Raw genomic sequence first — 16,184 nt, 5'->3', positions numbered from 1 at the left:
AAAATCCTCCCCGGAACGGGGAGGGGGACCAGCCGCAGGCTGGTGGAGGGGGCCCCGCCCTCCGCAGAGGAAATCGCTGGTGGAGAGCGGGGCCCCCTCCACCAGCCTGCGGCTGGTCCCCCTCCCCGTTCCGGGGAGGATTTTTTATTACGCCGCCATCGTGAACGGCTCGAGCCCGGCCAGCCGGGTCCGCACCTCGGGCGTCGCCACCGTGCGCGGCTCGAGATCCTTCACCGCCTCGGCGATCGCGGCGATATGCTTGGGCGTCGATCCGCAGCAGCCGCCGAGCACGTTGACCTGGCCCTGATCGGCCCATTCCTTGACCAGCCCCGCCGTCGTCGCGGGCGCTTCGTCATAGGCGCCCAGCTCGTTGGGCAGGCCGGCATTCGGATAGACCATGATCAGCGTGTCGCACAGCCCGGCCAGCGTCTTGACGTGCGGGCGCAGCTGCTCGGCGCCGAACGAGCAGTTGAGCCCGATCGTCACCGGCCGCGCATGCCGCACCGCGTGCCAGAAAGCCTCGACCGTGTGGCCCGAGAGGTTGCGCCCGGACAGGTCGGTCAGCGTCATCGACAGCATGATCGGCAGGTCGCGCCCCAGCGCCTCGCCCGCCTCGATCGCCGCCATGATCCCGGCCTTGGCATTGAGCGTGTCGAACACCGTCTCGATCAGGATGAAGTCCACCCCGCCCTCGACCAGGGCGTCGATCTGCTCGCGATACACGTCCTTGAGCGTGTCGAAATCGATCTCGCGATAGCCGGGATCGTTGACGTCGGGGCTCAGCGACAGCGTCTTGTTGGTCGGCCCGAGCGCGCCGGCGACGAAGCGCGGGCGGCCATCCTTCGCCTCGAACTCGTCGGCGATCGATCGCGCGAGCTTCGCGCTCTCGACGTTGATCTCGCGCACGAGATGTTCGGCGCCGTAATCGGCCTGGCTGATCCGGTTCGCCGAGAAGGTGTTGGTCTCGGCGATGTCCGCCCCGGCCTCGAAATAGGCGCGGTGGATCGATTCGGGCACCTCGGGCTTGGTAAGCGCGAGGATGTCGTTATTGCCCTTCTGGTCGTGGCTCAGGCCGAGCGTGCCGGCATAGGCGGCTTCGTCGAGCTTCCAGTTCTGGATCTCGGTCCCGAACGCGCCGTCGGTGATCAGGATGCGCTTGGCGGCTTCGGCCAGCAGTTTCTCGCGTGCAGTCATCTTACTTCCTCTAAAGCCCCTCCCCTTCAGGGGAGGGGTTGGGGGTGGGGCCTGTCCATCTCATCGAGAGCAGCGCTCGCGGCACTGCCCCACCCCAACCCCTCCCCTGAAGGAGAGGGGCTATTTGAATTCAAGCCGCCACCAGCTCCGCCCCCACCTTCGGCCGCAGCCCGAGCAGATGGCAGATCGCGTAGCTCAGCTCCGCGCGGTTGAGCGTGTAGAAGTGGAACTGCCGCACATCGCCCGCATAGAGCTTACGACAAAGCTCGGCGGCGAGCGTCGCCGCGACCAGCTGCCGCGCCGCCGGATGATCGTCGAGCCCCTCGAACAACTTGCCCATCCATGCCGGCACCGCCGTCCCGCACATCGCCGACATGCGCTGGACGCTGGCGAAGTTCATCACGGGCATGATCCCCGGCACGATCTCGGCGGTGATCCCCGCCTTGGCCGCATCGTCGCGGAAGCGGAAGAAGGTCTCGGGCTCGAAGAAGAACTGGGTGATCGCCCGGCTCGCGCCCGCGTCGATCTTGCGCTTCAGATTGTCGATGTCGGCCGTCGGATTGGGCGAATCCGGGTGGCATTCGGGATAGGCCGCGACCGAGATCTCGAATGGATGGAGCTTCCGCAGCCCCGCGACCAGGTCCGCGGCATTCTCATAGCCGCCCGGATGCGTCGCATATTTCTCGCCCGCACGCGGCGGATCGCCGCGCAGCGCCACGATGTGCCGCACGCCCGCCGCCCAATATTCCTCGGCGACCTGGTCGATCTCCGCGCGTGTCGCCTCGACGCAGGTCAGGTGCGCGGCCGCCGGGATCGCCGTCTCGCGCGCGATCCGCGCGACGGTGTTGTGCGTCCGCTCGCGAGTCGATCCGCCCGCGCCATAGGTCACGCTCACGAAGCGCGGCCCGAGCGGCGAAAGCGTCTGGATCGACTCCCACAGGGTCTCTTCCATCTTCTCGGTCTTGGGCGGGAAGAATTCGAAGCTCACCTCGATGTCGCCGGCCACGTCCGCGAAGAGCGGCGCTGCCAGCGGGTCCACGATGCTCATGCCGCTTTCACTTCCTTGATTTCCGCGCCGGTCTTGCGACCCAGCCACAATTTGACGGTCAGCTCGCCGCCCTCGAGCGTCTCGACCAGTACCGGCGCGAGCCCCGCGCCCGCGAACCAGCCGAGGATCTGCTCGTCCGAGAAGCCGAGCCGGGTATGCGCGTCGCGCGAACGCAGATCCTCGCGGTCGTGCGGCGCGAAGTCGACGATCAGCAGCCGCCCGCCGTCGCTCAGCACGCGCGCCGCCTCGCCGATCGCCGCGCCGGGCTGCTGCGCGAAATGGAGCACATGGTGCAATATCGCCGCGTCCGCCCCGCCATCGGCGAGCGGCAGCGCATAGAGGTCCGCCTGGCGCAGCTCGGCATTGGCCAGCCCGCGCTCGGACAATTTGGCGCGCGCCAGCCGCAGCATCTCGGACGAGCGATCGATCCCCAGCGCATGCCGGGCAAGCGGCGCGAACAGCTCCAGCATCCGCCCGGTACCGGTGCCGATGTCGATCAGGCAACCGAGCCTGGTGTCGCCCAGCGCCCCGGCCATCGCCGCCTCGATCTCGCTGTCGGCGACGTGGAGCGAGCGGATCGCGTCCCATTCGCCGGCATGCGCCTCGAACCATTCGGCCGCGGCGCTGGCCCGGTCGGCGCGCACCGCCGCGAGCCGCGCCTCGTCGGCCACCGTCCAGTGATCGGCCTCGTCCCAGCTGTCGAGCGCGGCGAGGATCGGCTGGACCTTGGCGTCCGCGCCCAGCGCGACGAACACCCAGCTCCCCTCCTTGCGCCGCTCGGCAAGGCCCGCGTCGCACAGGATCTTCACGTGCCGGCTGACGCGGGGCTGGCTCTGCCCGAGCACCTGCGCGAGCTCGCCCACCGACAGCTCCATCGAGCGCAGCAGCGCGAGGATGCGCAGCCGCGTCGAATCGGCTAGGGCGCGGAAGATGGCGAGAGCCTGGACCATGGGGCTTATAGATATAAAGATATCTTTATATCAGGTCAACGCGGTTGCGCCGCCCGCCGGCGCTGGTTAGCCGTCGCGAGGCTAAACAAGAGGATGAACCCATGCGCAAGACCTTGCTCCTCCTGCCCGTCGCCCTGCTCGCATTGTCCGCCTGCGGCGGCGCCAAGAACGAAGCCGCCGAAGCCAATGAGACCGTGACCGGCGACAGCAACACGATGGGCGAGGCCGTCACCGACGTGAACGCCGCCAACGCCGCCACCGAATCCGCCTTCACCGCGGCCGAGAACAGCTACGAAGGCAATGTCGCCGCCGGCAACGAGATCGAGGAATGACCCGGCGCCTGCCGCTGCTGCTGATCGCCCTGGCGCTCGCCGGCTGCGGCGGGCCCGATGACAACGCGCCCTCTGCCGACGAGGCGCGCCAGCTCAACGAGGCAGCCGCGGCGACCGACATCAACGCGTCGCTTCCCGACGCCAATGCGAGTGCCCGGCAATGAGCATCCTCCGCGAACTCGGCGCGAGCGGCCTCATGACGCCGCCGCTCGTCCTCGGCGGCAACGTCTTCGGCTGGACCGCGGACAAGGCCGCCAGCTTCCGCCTCCTCGATCGCTTCGTCGAGAAGGGCGGCGTGATGATCGACACCGCCGACGTCTATTCGAGCTGGGTCCCCGGCCACGTCGGCGGCGAGTCCGAGACGATCATCGGCGAATGGCTGCGCGCCTCGGGCAAGCGCGACAAGGTGCTGATCGCCACCAAGGTCGGCATGCTCGACGGTAAAGGCGGCTCGAAGCTGGCGCCCGCGCGCATTGCCGCCGCGGCCGAAGCCTCGCTCGCGCGGCTCGGCGTGGACACGATCGACCTCTATTTCGCGCATCAGGACGACGAGGACGTTCCCCAGGAGGACGCGCTCGCCGCGTTCGATGCGCTGATCGAGGCGGGCAAGGTCCGCGCGCTCGGCGCCTCCAACTTCCACGCCGCGCGGCTCAAGTCGGCGCTCGACATCGCCACGCGCGAGGGCCTGCCGCATTACCGCGTGCTCCAGCCCGAATATAACCTCGTCAGCCGCCACAAGTTCGAGGGCGAACTGCAGGATCTGTGCATCACCCACAATATCGGCGTGGTGCCCTATTACGGGCTCGCCTCGGGCTTCCTCACCGGCAAGTATCGTGGCGAGGCCGATTTCGGCAAGAGCGTGCGCGGTGGGCGCATGGCGGCGTTCCTGGCGGGCAAGGGCGGCGCGGTGCTCGAAGCCATGGACGCGGTAGCCGTCGAGACCGGCGCCAGCCTCGCCCAGATCGCATTGGCCTGGCTCGCCGCGCAGGACGGAGTTACCGCGCCGATCGCGAGCGCCACGTCGATCGAACAGCTCGACGAGCTGGTGGGAGCGTGGGACGTGGCGCTCAGCAGGAACCAGCTCGACCAGCTGACTGCTGCGGGAGCCTGAATAGGTTCACGCGGAGGCGCGGAGGCGCGGAGGCGCGAAGATGTTTCGCGCAGAGGCGCAGAGGACGCAGAGGCCATAGCCGCGAAAGCGGCAGGATATTCTCGTCTGTCACCTGTCGCTGAGAGGGATCCTGTCTCCCGAACACAGCGCGAAACCATCTCTGCGTCCTCTGCGCCTCTGCGCGAACCTTTCTTCTTCTTCGCGCCTCCGCGCCTCCGCGTGAACCAAATAGAAGGGAGCACCCCCGCCCTCCCGGCATTGTCCCGGAACGATGCCCCACCCGTTCCGCCCGGCTTTCTCGGCCGCGAGCTGCTCGACGAGATTCCCCGCCTGCTCGCGGCAGTCGTTCAGAGGTAGCTCGTCACCGCGGGCTGGTTCCACCAGGCGTTGTTGCGGCCGTCGCTGTAGTTGACCGGCGTCGCGGCGAGCTCCTCGTCGGTCGCATCGTCGAGCGCGCCGAGCTGCACCGAGACGAACGCCCCGCCGATCTCGGGCACGTCGCCCTGGCTGAACGGGGAGCAGCCGCATTTGCTGCAGAAGCGATGGCTGCCCTGCCCGGTGCCGAACGAATAGTCGCTCAGCACGTCCTCGCCGCTGAGCAGCCGGAACGCATCGGGCTTGAGCAGAGCGCCCCAGTTGCGCCGCTTGGTGCAGATCGAGCAATTGCACTTGCCGGTCCCCGCCGCGAGATCGATCTCCGCCTCGAAGCGCACCGCGCCGCAGTGACAGCTGCCGTGATAGGTCTTCTGCATCGTTCGTCTCCCTTGGAATGTGGGCTCGACTTACTGCCATGCTGCTGCCAGCATGGTGTCAGCAGCATGGCAGTAGGGTCCTTTCCGATGCGCAAGGCCGACCGCCTCTTCCAGATCGTCCAGATCCTTCGCCGCGCGTCGCGGCCGGTGACCGCGGACGCGATCGCCGCGGAGCTCGAGACGTCGAAGCGCTCGGTCTATCGCGACATCGCCGCGCTGATCGGCCAGCGCGTGCCGATCCGCGGCGAGGCGGGGATCGGCTATGTGCTCGATGGCGGCTTCGACCTGCCGCCGCTGATGCTCACCGCCGATGAGATCGACGCGGTGGCGCTGGGCGCGCAATGGGTCGCCGGCCATGCCGATCCCGCGCTCGCCCGCGCCGCGCGCGACGTGCTCGCCAAGGTCGCGGCGGTGCTGCCGGAGGAGATGCGGGCCTTCCTCGAAGACCCCTCGGCGCGGACGCCTCCCGCCTGGGACATCGCCATGGATCGCGTGGATGCCGCCCAGCTGCGCAACGCGATCCGCGCCGGCCGCAAGGTCGCCATCCAGTACGCCGATCCCACAGGCGCGCAGACCGAGCGAACGGTCTGGCCGCTGGTGATCGGCTACCACCACGCCGCGCGCGTGCTCATCGGTTGGTGCGAATTACGCCAGGATTTCCGTAACTTCCGCCTCGACCGGATCGTCGCCGCGGAATTTCTCGAGGCGCGCATCCCTGTGGATCCCGGTGTGATGCGCAGGAAATGGCACGCCACGTTCCGCGCTTCTCCAATCCCCTGAACCGAAGCTGAGCGCGATTCGGCGAAACATGCTTCTCGCCATTGCCCATCATAATGATACCGGTATCAATTTACTTAACTAACTGTTTTTACGACGAACTAATTACAGCACCCGTGGTTGCCGGCACAGCTCGTTCCAGCTAACATCATGCTACCGGTGTCTATGGAGGCATCGGCACAGACGACCGCCAAGGTCGCGCCAAAACGAGGAGAGGCAGACGCCCTCGGGTCCCGCAGCGACGAACGATCGTCCGCCGTGCCCGCAGGTGGCGCGACAACCGTCGCGCGCCCTCTCGAAGACGATGCTCACACGGCGACCGCACGGGCTTGCGGCGCCGGCGAACGGGAGGGGAATTGATGATCAAGAAGAATGCAACCGCGGCGATCCTGCGCACGAGCGCCTCTTTCGCCGTGCTCGCGCTCGCCGCGGCATGGGGCAGCGCCGCCGCCGCGCAGGAAGCCGCGCCCGCAGCCGAGGAACAGGCCGCGGCGCAGGACGATGCCGCGGCCGCGCAGGAAGGCGAGATCCTCGTCACCGGCTATCGCGCGTCGCTGCGCAGCGCGATTCGCGAGAAGCGCGACGCCTCGGTCCAGATCGACGCGATCAACGCCGAGGACATCGCCGACTTCCCCGACACCAATCTTGCCGAATCGCTCCAGCGCCTGCCCGGCGTCTCGATCGACCGCGACAATGGCGAAGGCCGGTCGATCACCGTCCGCGGCCTCGGCGGCGACTTCAACCGCACCCGCCTGAACGGGCTCGAGGCGCTCGCCACCGCCGGCGCGAACGATGCCGGCACCAGCCCCAATCGCAGCCGCTCGTTCGACTACAACACCTTCGCCTCGGAGCTGTTCAGCTCCTTGAAGGTCCAGAAGACGCCTTCGGCCGAAACCGACGAAGGCTCGCTCGGCGCGACGATCGACCTGCAGACCGGCCGTCCGTTCGATTACAAGGGTTCGGCCTTCGCGCTCTCGGCCGAGGGCAGCTATCAGCAGAACAGCAAGAAATGGAACCCGCGCCTCGCCGGGCTCGCCTCGACGCGCTTCTTCGACGGCTCGATGGGCCTCCTCGTCTCGGGCGCCTACAGCAAGGCGAAGAACCAGCTCGACCAGTATCGCCGGGCGCCCGGATCGGCCGACTATCTCTATCGCGGCACGCAATGGGCGGGCAACGAGAACCCGCAGCGCGCCGGTTTCGCGGCGCCGACGGGCACCAGCTTCGGCTCGCAGGTGACCAACCCGGACGCGATCGCAGCGCTCACCGGCTCGGATCCCGCGGCCTATGCCAAGCTCTATCCGGGCGCGCCGTTCAACACGCCCGGCCGCTTCGACGATTCGCTCGTCCGCATCCCGGCCCTCTCCTCGATCGAGCAGCAGGACGTGGAGAACGAGCGCATCGGCCTGACCGCGTCGTACCAGTGGCAGGTCAGCGACAGGACGCTGCTCAGCATCGACGGCGCCTATTCGCGCTTCAAGAACCAGAGCACCTACAACCAGGTCTCGTCGGTCGGCCTGAACCGCAACAACACCAACGCCGCCTACAATACCGCCACCAACACGCTGACTCCGGTCGCGGCGCGCGCGCTCTATCCGGGCCTGTGCGTCCCCGCGGCGGACTCGGATCTGGCGCCGTCGCAGGATTGCGGACAGCAGCTCTACGGCTCCACGCCTGCCTTCGCGACGGCGTTCAATTCCAGCGGCGTGCTTTCGCCCTCGGTGCTCGGCGCCGCGGCGGTGGTGCCGGGCGGGACGACGCCGTCCAACGCCAACATCTTCAGCGTCAATCCCTACAATCTCGACCCGTACGACTATTACAACAATCCCAATTCGGTCGGGTACATCCCCAGCACCAACCGCCTCGCCTTCCGCGGTTCGCTGATCGGGCGTCCGGCGGTCGAGGTGCTCGACGCCAATGTCACCAACGGCCTCGCCGACTATCTGGTGATGCGCAACGTCGACTTCCGTTCGGCGGCCGACCAGTCGACCTACACCACCAAGTTCAAGCAGGGCTCGATCGACCTGCAGCACCAGTTCTCGGATACGTTCAAGACCCAGATCATCGCGGGCATGTCCGAATCGACCAACTTCACCCAGGGGCTGCTGGTCGAGTTCAACCGCATGGATTCGCAGGGTTTGTTCGTCTATGACGAACGCGACGGCGGCTCGATGCCGAAGATCGATCTGGGCTTCGACGCGGCCGATCCGGCGAACTGGGAGACGGTCAAGGGCTTCTCGGCGATCCGCCACTATCAGCGCTTCGTCAAGAACACCTACAAGCAGGCGAAGATCGACTTCGACTGGCAGGCGAATGAGGAGTTCAACGTCGGCTTCGGCGCGAACATCCGCAAGTTCACTTTCGACACCGAGCTCTACGAGCGCAACAACGACCTGCTGAACCCGACCCTGCGCGAGGCGGGCGCCACCACCGCCAGCGTCAGCCGCACGATCAATTTCGGCCAGGGCCTGAACGTTCCCGAAGGCACGCTCACCAGCTTCATCGCGCCCAGCATCCAGGCGTTCGACAATCTGTTCGGCTTCACCTGCGAGTGCGTCAACAAATGGGGCGATTGGCGCCTCACCAACAAGCGCAACGGCGGGCGCGAGAATTTCGGCGTGGAGGAAGTCGACAAGGGCTTCTATTTCCAGGTCGACTGGAACAGCGAACTCTTCGGGCGCCCCTTCCGCGGCAATGCCGGCACGCGCGTCGCGATCACCGAAGTGACCTCCACCGGCATGACTTCCGCCGGCCGCCCGATCGTCGGCACCAACGAATATACCGACTTCCTGCCCTCGCTGAACGTCGTCTATGAGCCGGTCGACGACCTGCTGGTCCGCGTCAGCACCTCGAAGGTGATGGCGCGCCCGATGCTCGGCAATCTCGCGCCGACGATCACCGCGATCTCGGTGCCGAACACCGGCGCAGTGGACGGCGCCACGCTGACGATCGGCAACCCGCAGCTTGAACCGTTCCGCTCGACCAACCTGGACGCGAGCATCGAATGGTATTTCGCGCCCGGCGGCCTCCTCTCGATCGCGGCCTTCCGCAAGGACATCGACAGCTTCCCGCAGACGATCTTCTTCACGGCGCCGCTGTCGAACTTCGCCGATGCCGAGACGATCGCGGCGATCCAGGCGCAGTTCACCAACGCCAACCAGATCGCCTACATCCAGAACAATCGCCCGTTCACCGCGCGCCAGTTCCGCAACGCGCCCGGCGGCTGGCTCAAGGGCATCGAAGTCAGCTTCCAGATGGACTTCACCTTCCTGCCGAGCTTCCTCAAGAATTTCGGCGCGCAGGTGAACTATACGCACATCGATTCCGAGCTGAACTACATCCTCGATCCGGGCACGGTGAGCGCCCAGGGCGTGCAGCTGACTCCGCAGACTTTGGGCAAGGGGCCGTTTCTCGGCGTCTCGCCCGACGCGATCAACGCCACGCTCTATTACGAGACCAAGCCGTTCCGGGCGCGCGTCTCGGTGGCGCACCGCAAGGGCTACAGCACCACCTATCCGATCGCGGCGGGCGCCTGCAGCCCGGGCCTGACCAACAATCCGGCGAACCCCTCGGTAGCGGGCACCGAGTGCAACGGCCCGCTGATCAACGACTTCGTGTTCAGCCGCTCGACCACCAATATCGACGCGTCGATGAGCTTCAACTTCACCGACTGGGCATCGCTCACGCTCGAGGGCCTGAACCTCACCAACCAGACCAGCGACCGCTACGCCTATGACGGGCAGAATGCCGTGACCCAATATGCGAGTTCGGGACGCATCTTCCGCGCGGGCGTGCGCTTCCGCTTCTGAGCGGCAAGCAAGCGCGGCATGTATCGATCGGCTTACCCCTCTATCCCCTCCGCCGGCCTGGACGACCCTCGATTCGATCGAAGGTCGCTCCTCGCCGGGGGCTTTTTGATCGGGGGACTGACGCTCGGTGGGGTCTCCTGGGCCCAGGACGCACCCTACGGACCCGCTCCGCTGGCAGGCGGGCAGCTCGATCCGAAGGGGGACGATAGCGGCCGGATCGTGCCCGCTCCGCCCAAAGACTATTGGCCCTATTCCGGGCTGAGCGGCCCAGGCCGCAAGCCGGGCCGCGACGGCGCGAGCGGCGGCTGGGTCTCGGGCCTGCCGAACGTACGGTACAAGGGGCCGGGCAAGCCGCCTTATCCGCTCGCCCCCTGGAACGATTCCGACGGCGCCGCCGCGGTGAAGGCGGGGCTGCTGCCCCCGATCCGCCCGCTCCACGACGTCCATATCCGCGACACGATCGTCTGCCTGGGCGGCGACGGCCATTATTACATGACCGGCTCGACCGGCGACAATATCTGGGCAGTGAACGACGGCGTCGAGCTGTGGCGCTCGAAGGACCTCGAGAATTGGGACTATCTCGGCTTGGTCTGGAGCATCGAGCGCGACGGCGGCTGGGAACGCAACTGGCGGATGCGCAAGGGCGTGCCCTTCCGCGCGCTTTGGGCGCCCGAGATCCACTTCATCCGCGGCAATTACTTCATCGTCCATTCGATGAGCCGCGCCGGGCTCGCGATCCTCAGGAGCACCACCGGCCGCGCCGAAGGCCCCTATGTCCACGCCTTCTCGCCCGACAGGCACCTGCGCAAGGGCATCGACGCGACCTTGTTCGAGGACGAGGACGGCTCGGTCTGGTTCACGTACGGATCGGCGGACGAGATCGTCCGATTGAAGGACGACCTCAGCGGCTATGCCGGCGACTGGCAGCCGATGACCGCGCGCGACGGCGAATGGGATCTCGATCCGCGCCATCACCGCAAGGAATGCGCCGACAAGGGCTATCGCCACCTCGGCTATGAAGGCCCAACGCTCTTCAAGCGGAACGGCATCTATTATCTCGGCGTGGTCGATCGCTATGACGACCGCTATTCCTTCGCCATGTGGATGTCGGACAAGGTCACCGGCCCCTGGCACTCGCGCCACGAGGGCCCGCCCTGCTGCGGCGGCGGCAACTTCCTGCGCGACAAGAAGGGAGACTGGTGGGTGACCTTCTTCGGCAATGACGAGGCGAGCCCCTGGCGAGAGAAGCCCGGCCTCGTCCGCATCGATTTCGCGCCCGACGGCCGGGTGGTGGTCGCGCGCGACCAACCCTTTGCAAAGGTGACCGCATGAAGCTCAATCGCCGCGAAGCCGTGGCAACCCTCGCCGGCGGCGTGGTGGCGGCGTCGAGCGTCCAGGCCCGGGCGGGCGCGGCGCCCCAGCCCCTTGCGCTCTGGTACCGCCAGCCCGCCGCGCGCTGGGAAGAGGCGCTGCCGATCGGTAACGGCAGGCTCGGCGCGATGATCTTCGGCGGCGCCGCGCAGGAACGGCTCCAACTCAACGAGGCCACGCTCTGGGGCGGCGCACCCTATGATCCCGCGAACCCCGCCGCGCGCGCGGCGATGCCCGAGCTGCGCCGGATGATCTTCGAGGGCCGCTTCGCCGAGGCCGAGGCGTTCGCCAATGCCAATGTCATGGCCACGCCCTTGCGGCAGATGTCGTACCAGGCGCTCGGCAACCTGATGCTCGACTTCGCCGGGATCGGTGAGACGCAGGACTATCGCCGCTCGCTCGACCTGGATTCCGCGCTCGCTGAAACCCGGTTCGTCGCGAACGGCGTCACCCATCGCCGCGAAGTGATCGCGTCCCCTGGCCGCAACGTCATCGCGATCCGGCTCAGCGTCTCCAAGCCCGGCGCGCTCGACGTGACGCTCGGATTCACTTCGCCGCAGAAGAGCGCCGTGGTGCGCCCCGACGGCTCGGCCGCGTTGCTGATGACCGGCACCAACACCGCCGAACAGACCAATCCCGCCGGGCTCCGCTTCGCCGCGCGGCTCGCCTTGGTCCCCGAAGGCGGCACGCTCGCGGCGGAGGGTGACAAGCTCGTGCTGCGCGGCGCGACCGGCGCGACGTTGCTGATCGCGATGGCGACCAGCTATCGCCGCTACGACGATGTCAGCGGCGACCCAGAGGCGCACACCGCCGCCGCGATCGCCGGCGCGCGGGGCCAGGGTTTCGACCGCATCGCCGCCGACGCGACCGCCGCGCATCGCCGCCTTTTCCGCCGCGTCGCGATCGACCTCGGCCGCACCCCCGCCGCCGATCTCCCGACCGACCAGCGCGTCGCCGCCGACAATGCCGCGGCCGATCCAGCGCTCGCCACGCTCTATTTCCAATATGCCCGCTATCTGCTGATCGCCTGCTCGCAGCCCGGCGGCCAGCCCGCGACTTTGCAGGGTCTGTGGAACGAGAGTCTCAGGCCGCCCTGGGGCTCGAAGTACACGATCAACATCAACACCGAGATGAACTATTGGCCCGCGCATTCGGCCAATCTCTCCGAGTGCATCGCGCCTCTGGTCCAGATGATCCGCGAGATCGCCGAGACCGGCGCGCGCACCGCGAAGACGATGTACGGCGCGCGCGGCTGGGTCGCGCACCACAATGTCGATCTGTGGCGCGCCACCGCGCCGATCGACGGCGCCAAATACGGGCTCTGGCCCACCGGCGGCGCGTGGCTGTGCACCCACCTCTGGGAGCATTGGGACTATACGCGCGACCGCGCGTTCCTGGCCTCGGTCTATCCGCTGATGGCGGGGGCGTCGCGCTTCTTCCTCGATACGCTCCAGCGCGATCCGAAGAGCGGCTTCCTCGTCACCAATCCCTCGCTCAGTCCCGAGAACGACCATGGTCATGGCTCGTCGCTCTCAGCGGGCCCGACGATGGACATGGCGATCCTGCGCGACCTGTTCGGCCAGACCGCCGCGGCCGCGCGCATCCTGAACCGCGATGCGGATTTCGTCCGCGAGGTGGAGACCGCCCGCGCCGCGCTCGCGCCGTACAGGATCGGCAGGCAGGGCCAGCTTCAGGAATGGCAGGAGGATTGGGACGGTGATGCGGGCGACGTGCATCACCGCCACGTCTCGCATCTCTACGGCCTCTACCCTTCCGACCAGATCGACCCGGACCACAGCCCCGATCTCGCCGCGGCGGCGCGGCGGACCCTCGAGATCCGCGGCGACCGCGCCACCGGCTGGGCGACCGCCTGGCGGATCAACCTCTGGGCCCGGCTGCGCGACGGCGACCGCGCGCATTCGATCCTGGCCTTCCTGCTCGGCCCCGAACGCACCTATCCGAACCTGTTCGACGCCCACCCGCCTTTCCAGATCGACGGCAATTTCGGCGGCGCGGCGGGGGTGATCGAGATGCTGATGCAGAGCCGCGGCGATACGATCCACGCGCTCCCCGCATTGCCCCGCGCCTGGCCTGACGGCTCGATCGCGGGCCTGCGCGCACGCGGCGGCTGCGGCGTCGACCTCGAATGGCGCGGCGGCCGCCTGGCGCGGCTGCGGCTCACTCCGGACATTTCGGGCGAGCGCACCCTGACCGCGCATGGCCGCACCCGCGTCGTCAAGCTCCGCGCCGGACGTCCGCTCACCCTCACCGCCTCCAGTTTTCAGGGATAATCCGATGAAGCTCACGCGCCGCCAATCGATCGGTACCGCCTTGCTCGGAGGCGGCGCGCTGGCGCTGCCCGGGGCCGATGCCGCCGCGGCCCCGGCGCGCAAGCCCGCGCCCGACTGGAAGCGCGGCTTCGACAACCAGCGTATCGCCGATCTCGGCAACGGCAGCTTCCTCAATCCCCTGGTCTCGGGCGACCGCGCCGATCCCGCCATCCTCAAGGACGGCGCGGACTATTACATGACCTTCTCGAGCTTCGACTCCTATCCCGGGCTCACCATCTGGCACTCGCGCGACCTGGTGAACTGGCAGCCGCGCAAGGCCGCGCTCACCAGGAACATCGGCTCGGTCTGGGCGGTCAGCCTCGAGAAGCATGACGGCCGCTATTTCCTCTACGTGCCCGTAAAGGCGAAGCCCAACTCGATCTTCGTGATCTGGGCCGATCATATCGACGGCCCGTGGAGCGAGCCGATCGACCTCGGGCTACACGGCCATATCGATCCGTGCCACGCCGTGGGCGAAGACGGCTCGCGCTGGCTGTTCCTCTCGGGCGGCGACCGCATCCGCCTCTCCGCCGACGGCCTCTCGACCGTCGGCGAAGTCGAGCATGTCTATGACCCCTGGCGCTATCCCGACGACTGGGACGTCGAGGGCTTCTCGCCCGAGGGCCCCAAGATCCACCGGCACAGCGACTGGTTCTACATGATCACCGCCGTGGGCGGCACCGCCGGCCCGCCCACCGGCCACATGGTCATCGCCGCTCGCTCGCGCTCGATCCACGGGCCCTGGGAGCAATATCCGCGCAACCCGCTGGTGCGCACCACCAGCGTGGACGAGAAATGGTGGTCGCGCGGCCACGCCTCGCTGGTCGAGGCGCCCGACGGCAGCTGGTGGTCGGTCTATCACGGCTTCGAGAACGGCTTCTGGACGCTCGGCCGCCAGACGCTGCTCGATCCGATCGAATGGACCAGGGACGGCTGGTTCCGGATGACCGGCGGCGACCTGTCGCAGCCGATCCGCAAGCCCAAGGGCGGCAATGCCCTTCCCCATGGGCAAGCGCTGTCGGACGATTTCAGCAAGCCGCTCGCGCTCGGTCGCAAGTGGAACTTCTTCAAGCCCGGGCCCGACGAGAGCAGCCGCCAGCGCGTCGAGGGCGGCGCATTGGTGCTCAAGGCCTCAGGCACCGCGCCGAGCAATTCCTCGCCGCTGCTGCTGATCGCGGGCGACCAGGGCTATCAGTTCGAATGCGACATCGAGATCGCGCCGGGCGGCGTCGCGGGGCTGCTGCTCTTCTACGACGAGAAGCTCTATGCCGGCCTCGGCTTCGACGAGAAGCGCTTCGTCACGCACCAATACGGCATCGAGCGCGGCCGCCCAGCCAATCCGCACGGCCGGCGCATGAAGATGCGCGTCACCAACAATCGCCACATCGTCTCCTTCCACACCTCCGGCGACGGCGGCCAGACGTGGAAGCGCTTCGATCGCGGGATGGAGGTCTCGGGCTATCACCACAATGTCCGCGGCGGCTTCCTGATGCTGCGGCCCGGCCTCTATTCGGCGGGCGAAGGCGAGGCGAAGTTCCGCGACTTCAAGTTCCGGGCGCTGTGATGCGCGCGCCGCTGGCTGCGTTGCTGCTCGCCCAGACGGCGCCCGAAGTGCCGCGGCCGATCGCCGCGTCGAAGATCATCCTGATCGGAGACTCGACCACCGCGGTGATCGGCGGCTGGGGCCCGAGCTTCTGCGCCTATCATGTCACGTCGTTCGCCGCCTGCGTGAACCTCGCGCGCGGCGGGCGCAGCTCGGGCAGCTATCGCGCCGAAGGTTCGTGGGAGCTGGCGCTCGCCGAGATGCGCACGCCGGGCTACAAGAATATCTGGGTGCTCATCCAGTTCGGCCATAACGACCAGCCCGGCAAGCCCGGCCGCTCGACCGACCTCGCCACCGAATTCCCCGCCAACTTGGCGCGCTATGTCGACGAGGTCCGTGCAGCGGGCGCGAAGCCGGTGCTGGTGACGCCGCTCACCCGGCGTATCTTCAAGGATGGCAAGCTCCAGAACGACCTCGAGCCCTGGGCCGCCGCGGTGCGCAAGGTAGCGGCCGAGAAGAAGGTCCCGCTGCTCGACCTCAATGCCGAAAGCGCCGCCGCGGTGCAGGCGATGGGCGAGGCGGCCGCGGATCACTTCGCGCAGCTTCCGCCCGGCTCGGCCCCCGCCGGTCCTGCTGCCGGCACGCCGGCTACGACCGAAGTCGAGGTCCAGCCCATGGCGCAGCCACGCCTGTCGTTCGACCGCACGCACCTGGGCATCGAGGGCGCGAACTATTTCGCCACGATGGTCACGCGCGAGCTGGCCGCCGCGGTCCCCGAGATGCGCCCGCTGCTGGTGCGCTAGCCGCCCGATGCCTCAACGGCGAGGAATGGGGGGCAACATAGCTCCTTCTCCCCTTGTGGGAGAAGGAAGGGGCCCGCTCGCGAAGCGAGTGGGAAGGATGAGGGGGACTGAGTCTCACTCCCCCTCACCCTTCCGCCGACTAACGTCGGCTCCCTCCCTCTCCCACA

General features: G+C 67.7%; 13 protein-coding genes. 9 read left to right on the top strand and 4 right to left on the bottom strand.

Annotation, left to right across the window (positions count from 1 at the left end):
• Positions 1 to 147: 147 nt before the first annotated feature.
• The 3 genes from MT490_RS06515 to MT490_RS06505 form a co-directional block, all read right to left on the bottom strand.
• Complete coding sequence (locus MT490_RS06515) at positions 148 to 1,194, bottom strand: homocysteine S-methyltransferase family protein (protein WP_297385360.1); 1,047 nt, start codon at positions 1,192 to 1,194, stop codon at positions 148 to 150.
• 130 nt (positions 1,195 to 1,324) lie between these two features.
• Positions 1,325 to 2,242, bottom strand: a complete 918-nt coding sequence (gene metF / locus MT490_RS06510; protein ID WP_297385358.1) for a methylenetetrahydrofolate reductase — start codon at positions 2,240 to 2,242, stop codon at positions 1,325 to 1,327.
• A complete protein-coding gene (locus tag MT490_RS06505; protein ID WP_297385356.1) occupies positions 2,239 to 3,192 on the bottom strand; it encodes a metalloregulator ArsR/SmtB family transcription factor in 954 nt (317 codons plus the stop codon). Before MT490_RS06505 ends, metF begins: the two co-directional genes overlap by 4 nt.
• A 101-nt stretch (positions 3,193 to 3,293) precedes the next feature.
• Here MT490_RS06505 and MT490_RS06500 point away from each other — a divergent pair, with 101 nt between their 5' ends.
• From MT490_RS06500 to MT490_RS06490, 3 genes are read left to right on the top strand one after another with little or no spacing between them, the layout of a single operon-like run.
• On the top strand, positions 3,294 to 3,524 hold the full coding sequence (locus MT490_RS06500) for a hypothetical protein (RefSeq protein ID WP_297385354.1): 231 nt from the start codon (positions 3,294 to 3,296) through the stop codon (positions 3,522 to 3,524).
• Entirely contained in the window at positions 3,521 to 3,688 is a 168-nt protein-coding gene (locus tag MT490_RS06495; RefSeq protein ID WP_297385352.1) for a hypothetical protein, read from the top strand. Before MT490_RS06500 ends, MT490_RS06495 begins: the two co-directional genes overlap by 4 nt.
• Positions 3,685 to 4,635, top strand: coding sequence for an aldo/keto reductase (locus MT490_RS06490; protein WP_297385350.1), 951 nt, complete (start codon positions 3,685 to 3,687; stop codon positions 4,633 to 4,635). Before MT490_RS06495 ends, MT490_RS06490 begins: the two co-directional genes overlap by 4 nt.
• A gap of 347 nt (positions 4,636 to 4,982) precedes the next feature.
• Here MT490_RS06490 and MT490_RS06485 read toward each other — a convergent pair whose 3' ends face one another.
• The gene (locus tag MT490_RS06485) at positions 4,983 to 5,387 is read right to left on the bottom strand and encodes a GFA family protein (RefSeq protein ID WP_297385348.1); all 405 of its coding nucleotides are present in this window, start codon (positions 5,385 to 5,387) and stop codon (positions 4,983 to 4,985) included.
• Positions 5,388 to 5,474: 87 nt separating this feature from the next.
• Between MT490_RS06485 and MT490_RS06480 the strand changes: the two genes are divergently transcribed.
• The 6 genes from MT490_RS06480 to MT490_RS06455 all read left to right on the top strand — a co-directional run bounded on the left by MT490_RS06480 (position 5,475) and on the right by MT490_RS06455 (position 16,017).
• A complete protein-coding gene (locus tag MT490_RS06480; protein WP_297385345.1) occupies positions 5,475 to 6,167 on the top strand; it encodes a YafY family protein in 693 nt (230 codons plus the stop codon).
• Positions 6,168 to 6,523: 356 nt separating this feature from the next.
• Positions 6,524 to 9,970 carry a TonB-dependent receptor gene (locus MT490_RS06475; RefSeq protein ID WP_297385343.1) on the top strand — a complete coding sequence of 1,149 codons (3,447 nt, stop codon included), beginning with the start codon at positions 6,524 to 6,526 and terminating at the stop codon, positions 9,968 to 9,970.
• 219 nt (positions 9,971 to 10,189) lie between these two features.
• Positions 10,190 to 11,302, top strand: a complete 1,113-nt coding sequence (locus tag MT490_RS06470; RefSeq protein WP_297385341.1) for a family 43 glycosylhydrolase — start codon at positions 10,190 to 10,192, stop codon at positions 11,300 to 11,302.
• Positions 11,299 to 13,632 carry a glycoside hydrolase family 95 protein gene (locus tag MT490_RS06465; protein ID WP_297385339.1) on the top strand — a complete coding sequence of 778 codons (2,334 nt, stop codon included), beginning with the start codon at positions 11,299 to 11,301 and terminating at the stop codon, positions 13,630 to 13,632. The genes MT490_RS06470 and MT490_RS06465 overlap by 4 nt, the downstream gene beginning before the upstream one ends.
• Positions 13,633 to 13,636: 4 nt before the next feature.
• Positions 13,637 to 15,235 carry a family 43 glycosylhydrolase gene (locus MT490_RS06460; RefSeq protein WP_297385337.1) on the top strand — a complete coding sequence of 533 codons (1,599 nt, stop codon included), beginning with the start codon at positions 13,637 to 13,639 and terminating at the stop codon, positions 15,233 to 15,235.
• Complete coding sequence (locus MT490_RS06455; protein ID WP_297385335.1) at positions 15,235 to 16,017, top strand: rhamnogalacturonan acetylesterase; 783 nt, start codon at positions 15,235 to 15,237, stop codon at positions 16,015 to 16,017. Before MT490_RS06460 ends, MT490_RS06455 begins: the two co-directional genes overlap by 1 nt.
• Positions 16,018 to 16,184 lie beyond the last annotated feature (167 nt).

Origin of the sequence: Sphingomonas sp., from assembly GCF_026460985.1 — a bacterium.
Taxonomy (GTDB): domain Bacteria; phylum Pseudomonadota; class Alphaproteobacteria; order Sphingomonadales; family Sphingomonadaceae; genus Sphingomonas.
Note: the sequence above shows the minus strand (reverse complement) of the source record. Positions and strands in the feature narration are given on the sequence as shown.

Coding starts and splice junctions, on each gene's coding strand:
- MT490_RS06515 (WP_297385360.1), bottom strand. CDS start 1,194: ATGACTGCACGCGAGAAACTGCTGGCCGAAGCCGCCAAGCGCATCCTG.
- metF (WP_297385358.1), bottom strand. CDS start 2,242: ATGAGCATCGTGGACCCGCTGGCAGCGCCGCTCTTCGCGGACGTGGCC.
- MT490_RS06505 (WP_297385356.1), bottom strand. CDS start 3,192: ATGGTCCAGGCTCTCGCCATCTTCCGCGCCCTAGCCGATTCGACGCGG.
- MT490_RS06500 (WP_297385354.1), top strand. CDS start 3,294: ATGCGCAAGACCTTGCTCCTCCTGCCCGTCGCCCTGCTCGCATTGTCC.
- MT490_RS06495 (WP_297385352.1), top strand. CDS start 3,521: ATGACCCGGCGCCTGCCGCTGCTGCTGATCGCCCTGGCGCTCGCCGGC.
- MT490_RS06490 (WP_297385350.1), top strand. CDS start 3,685: ATGAGCATCCTCCGCGAACTCGGCGCGAGCGGCCTCATGACGCCGCCG.
- MT490_RS06485 (WP_297385348.1), bottom strand. CDS start 5,387: ATGCAGAAGACCTATCACGGCAGCTGTCACTGCGGCGCGGTGCGCTTC.
- MT490_RS06480 (WP_297385345.1), top strand. CDS start 5,475: ATGCGCAAGGCCGACCGCCTCTTCCAGATCGTCCAGATCCTTCGCCGC.
- MT490_RS06475 (WP_297385343.1), top strand. CDS start 6,524: ATGATCAAGAAGAATGCAACCGCGGCGATCCTGCGCACGAGCGCCTCT.
- MT490_RS06465 (WP_297385339.1), top strand. CDS start 11,299: ATGAAGCTCAATCGCCGCGAAGCCGTGGCAACCCTCGCCGGCGGCGTG.
- MT490_RS06460 (WP_297385337.1), top strand. CDS start 13,637: ATGAAGCTCACGCGCCGCCAATCGATCGGTACCGCCTTGCTCGGAGGC.
- MT490_RS06455 (WP_297385335.1), top strand. CDS start 15,235: ATGCGCGCGCCGCTGGCTGCGTTGCTGCTCGCCCAGACGGCGCCCGAA.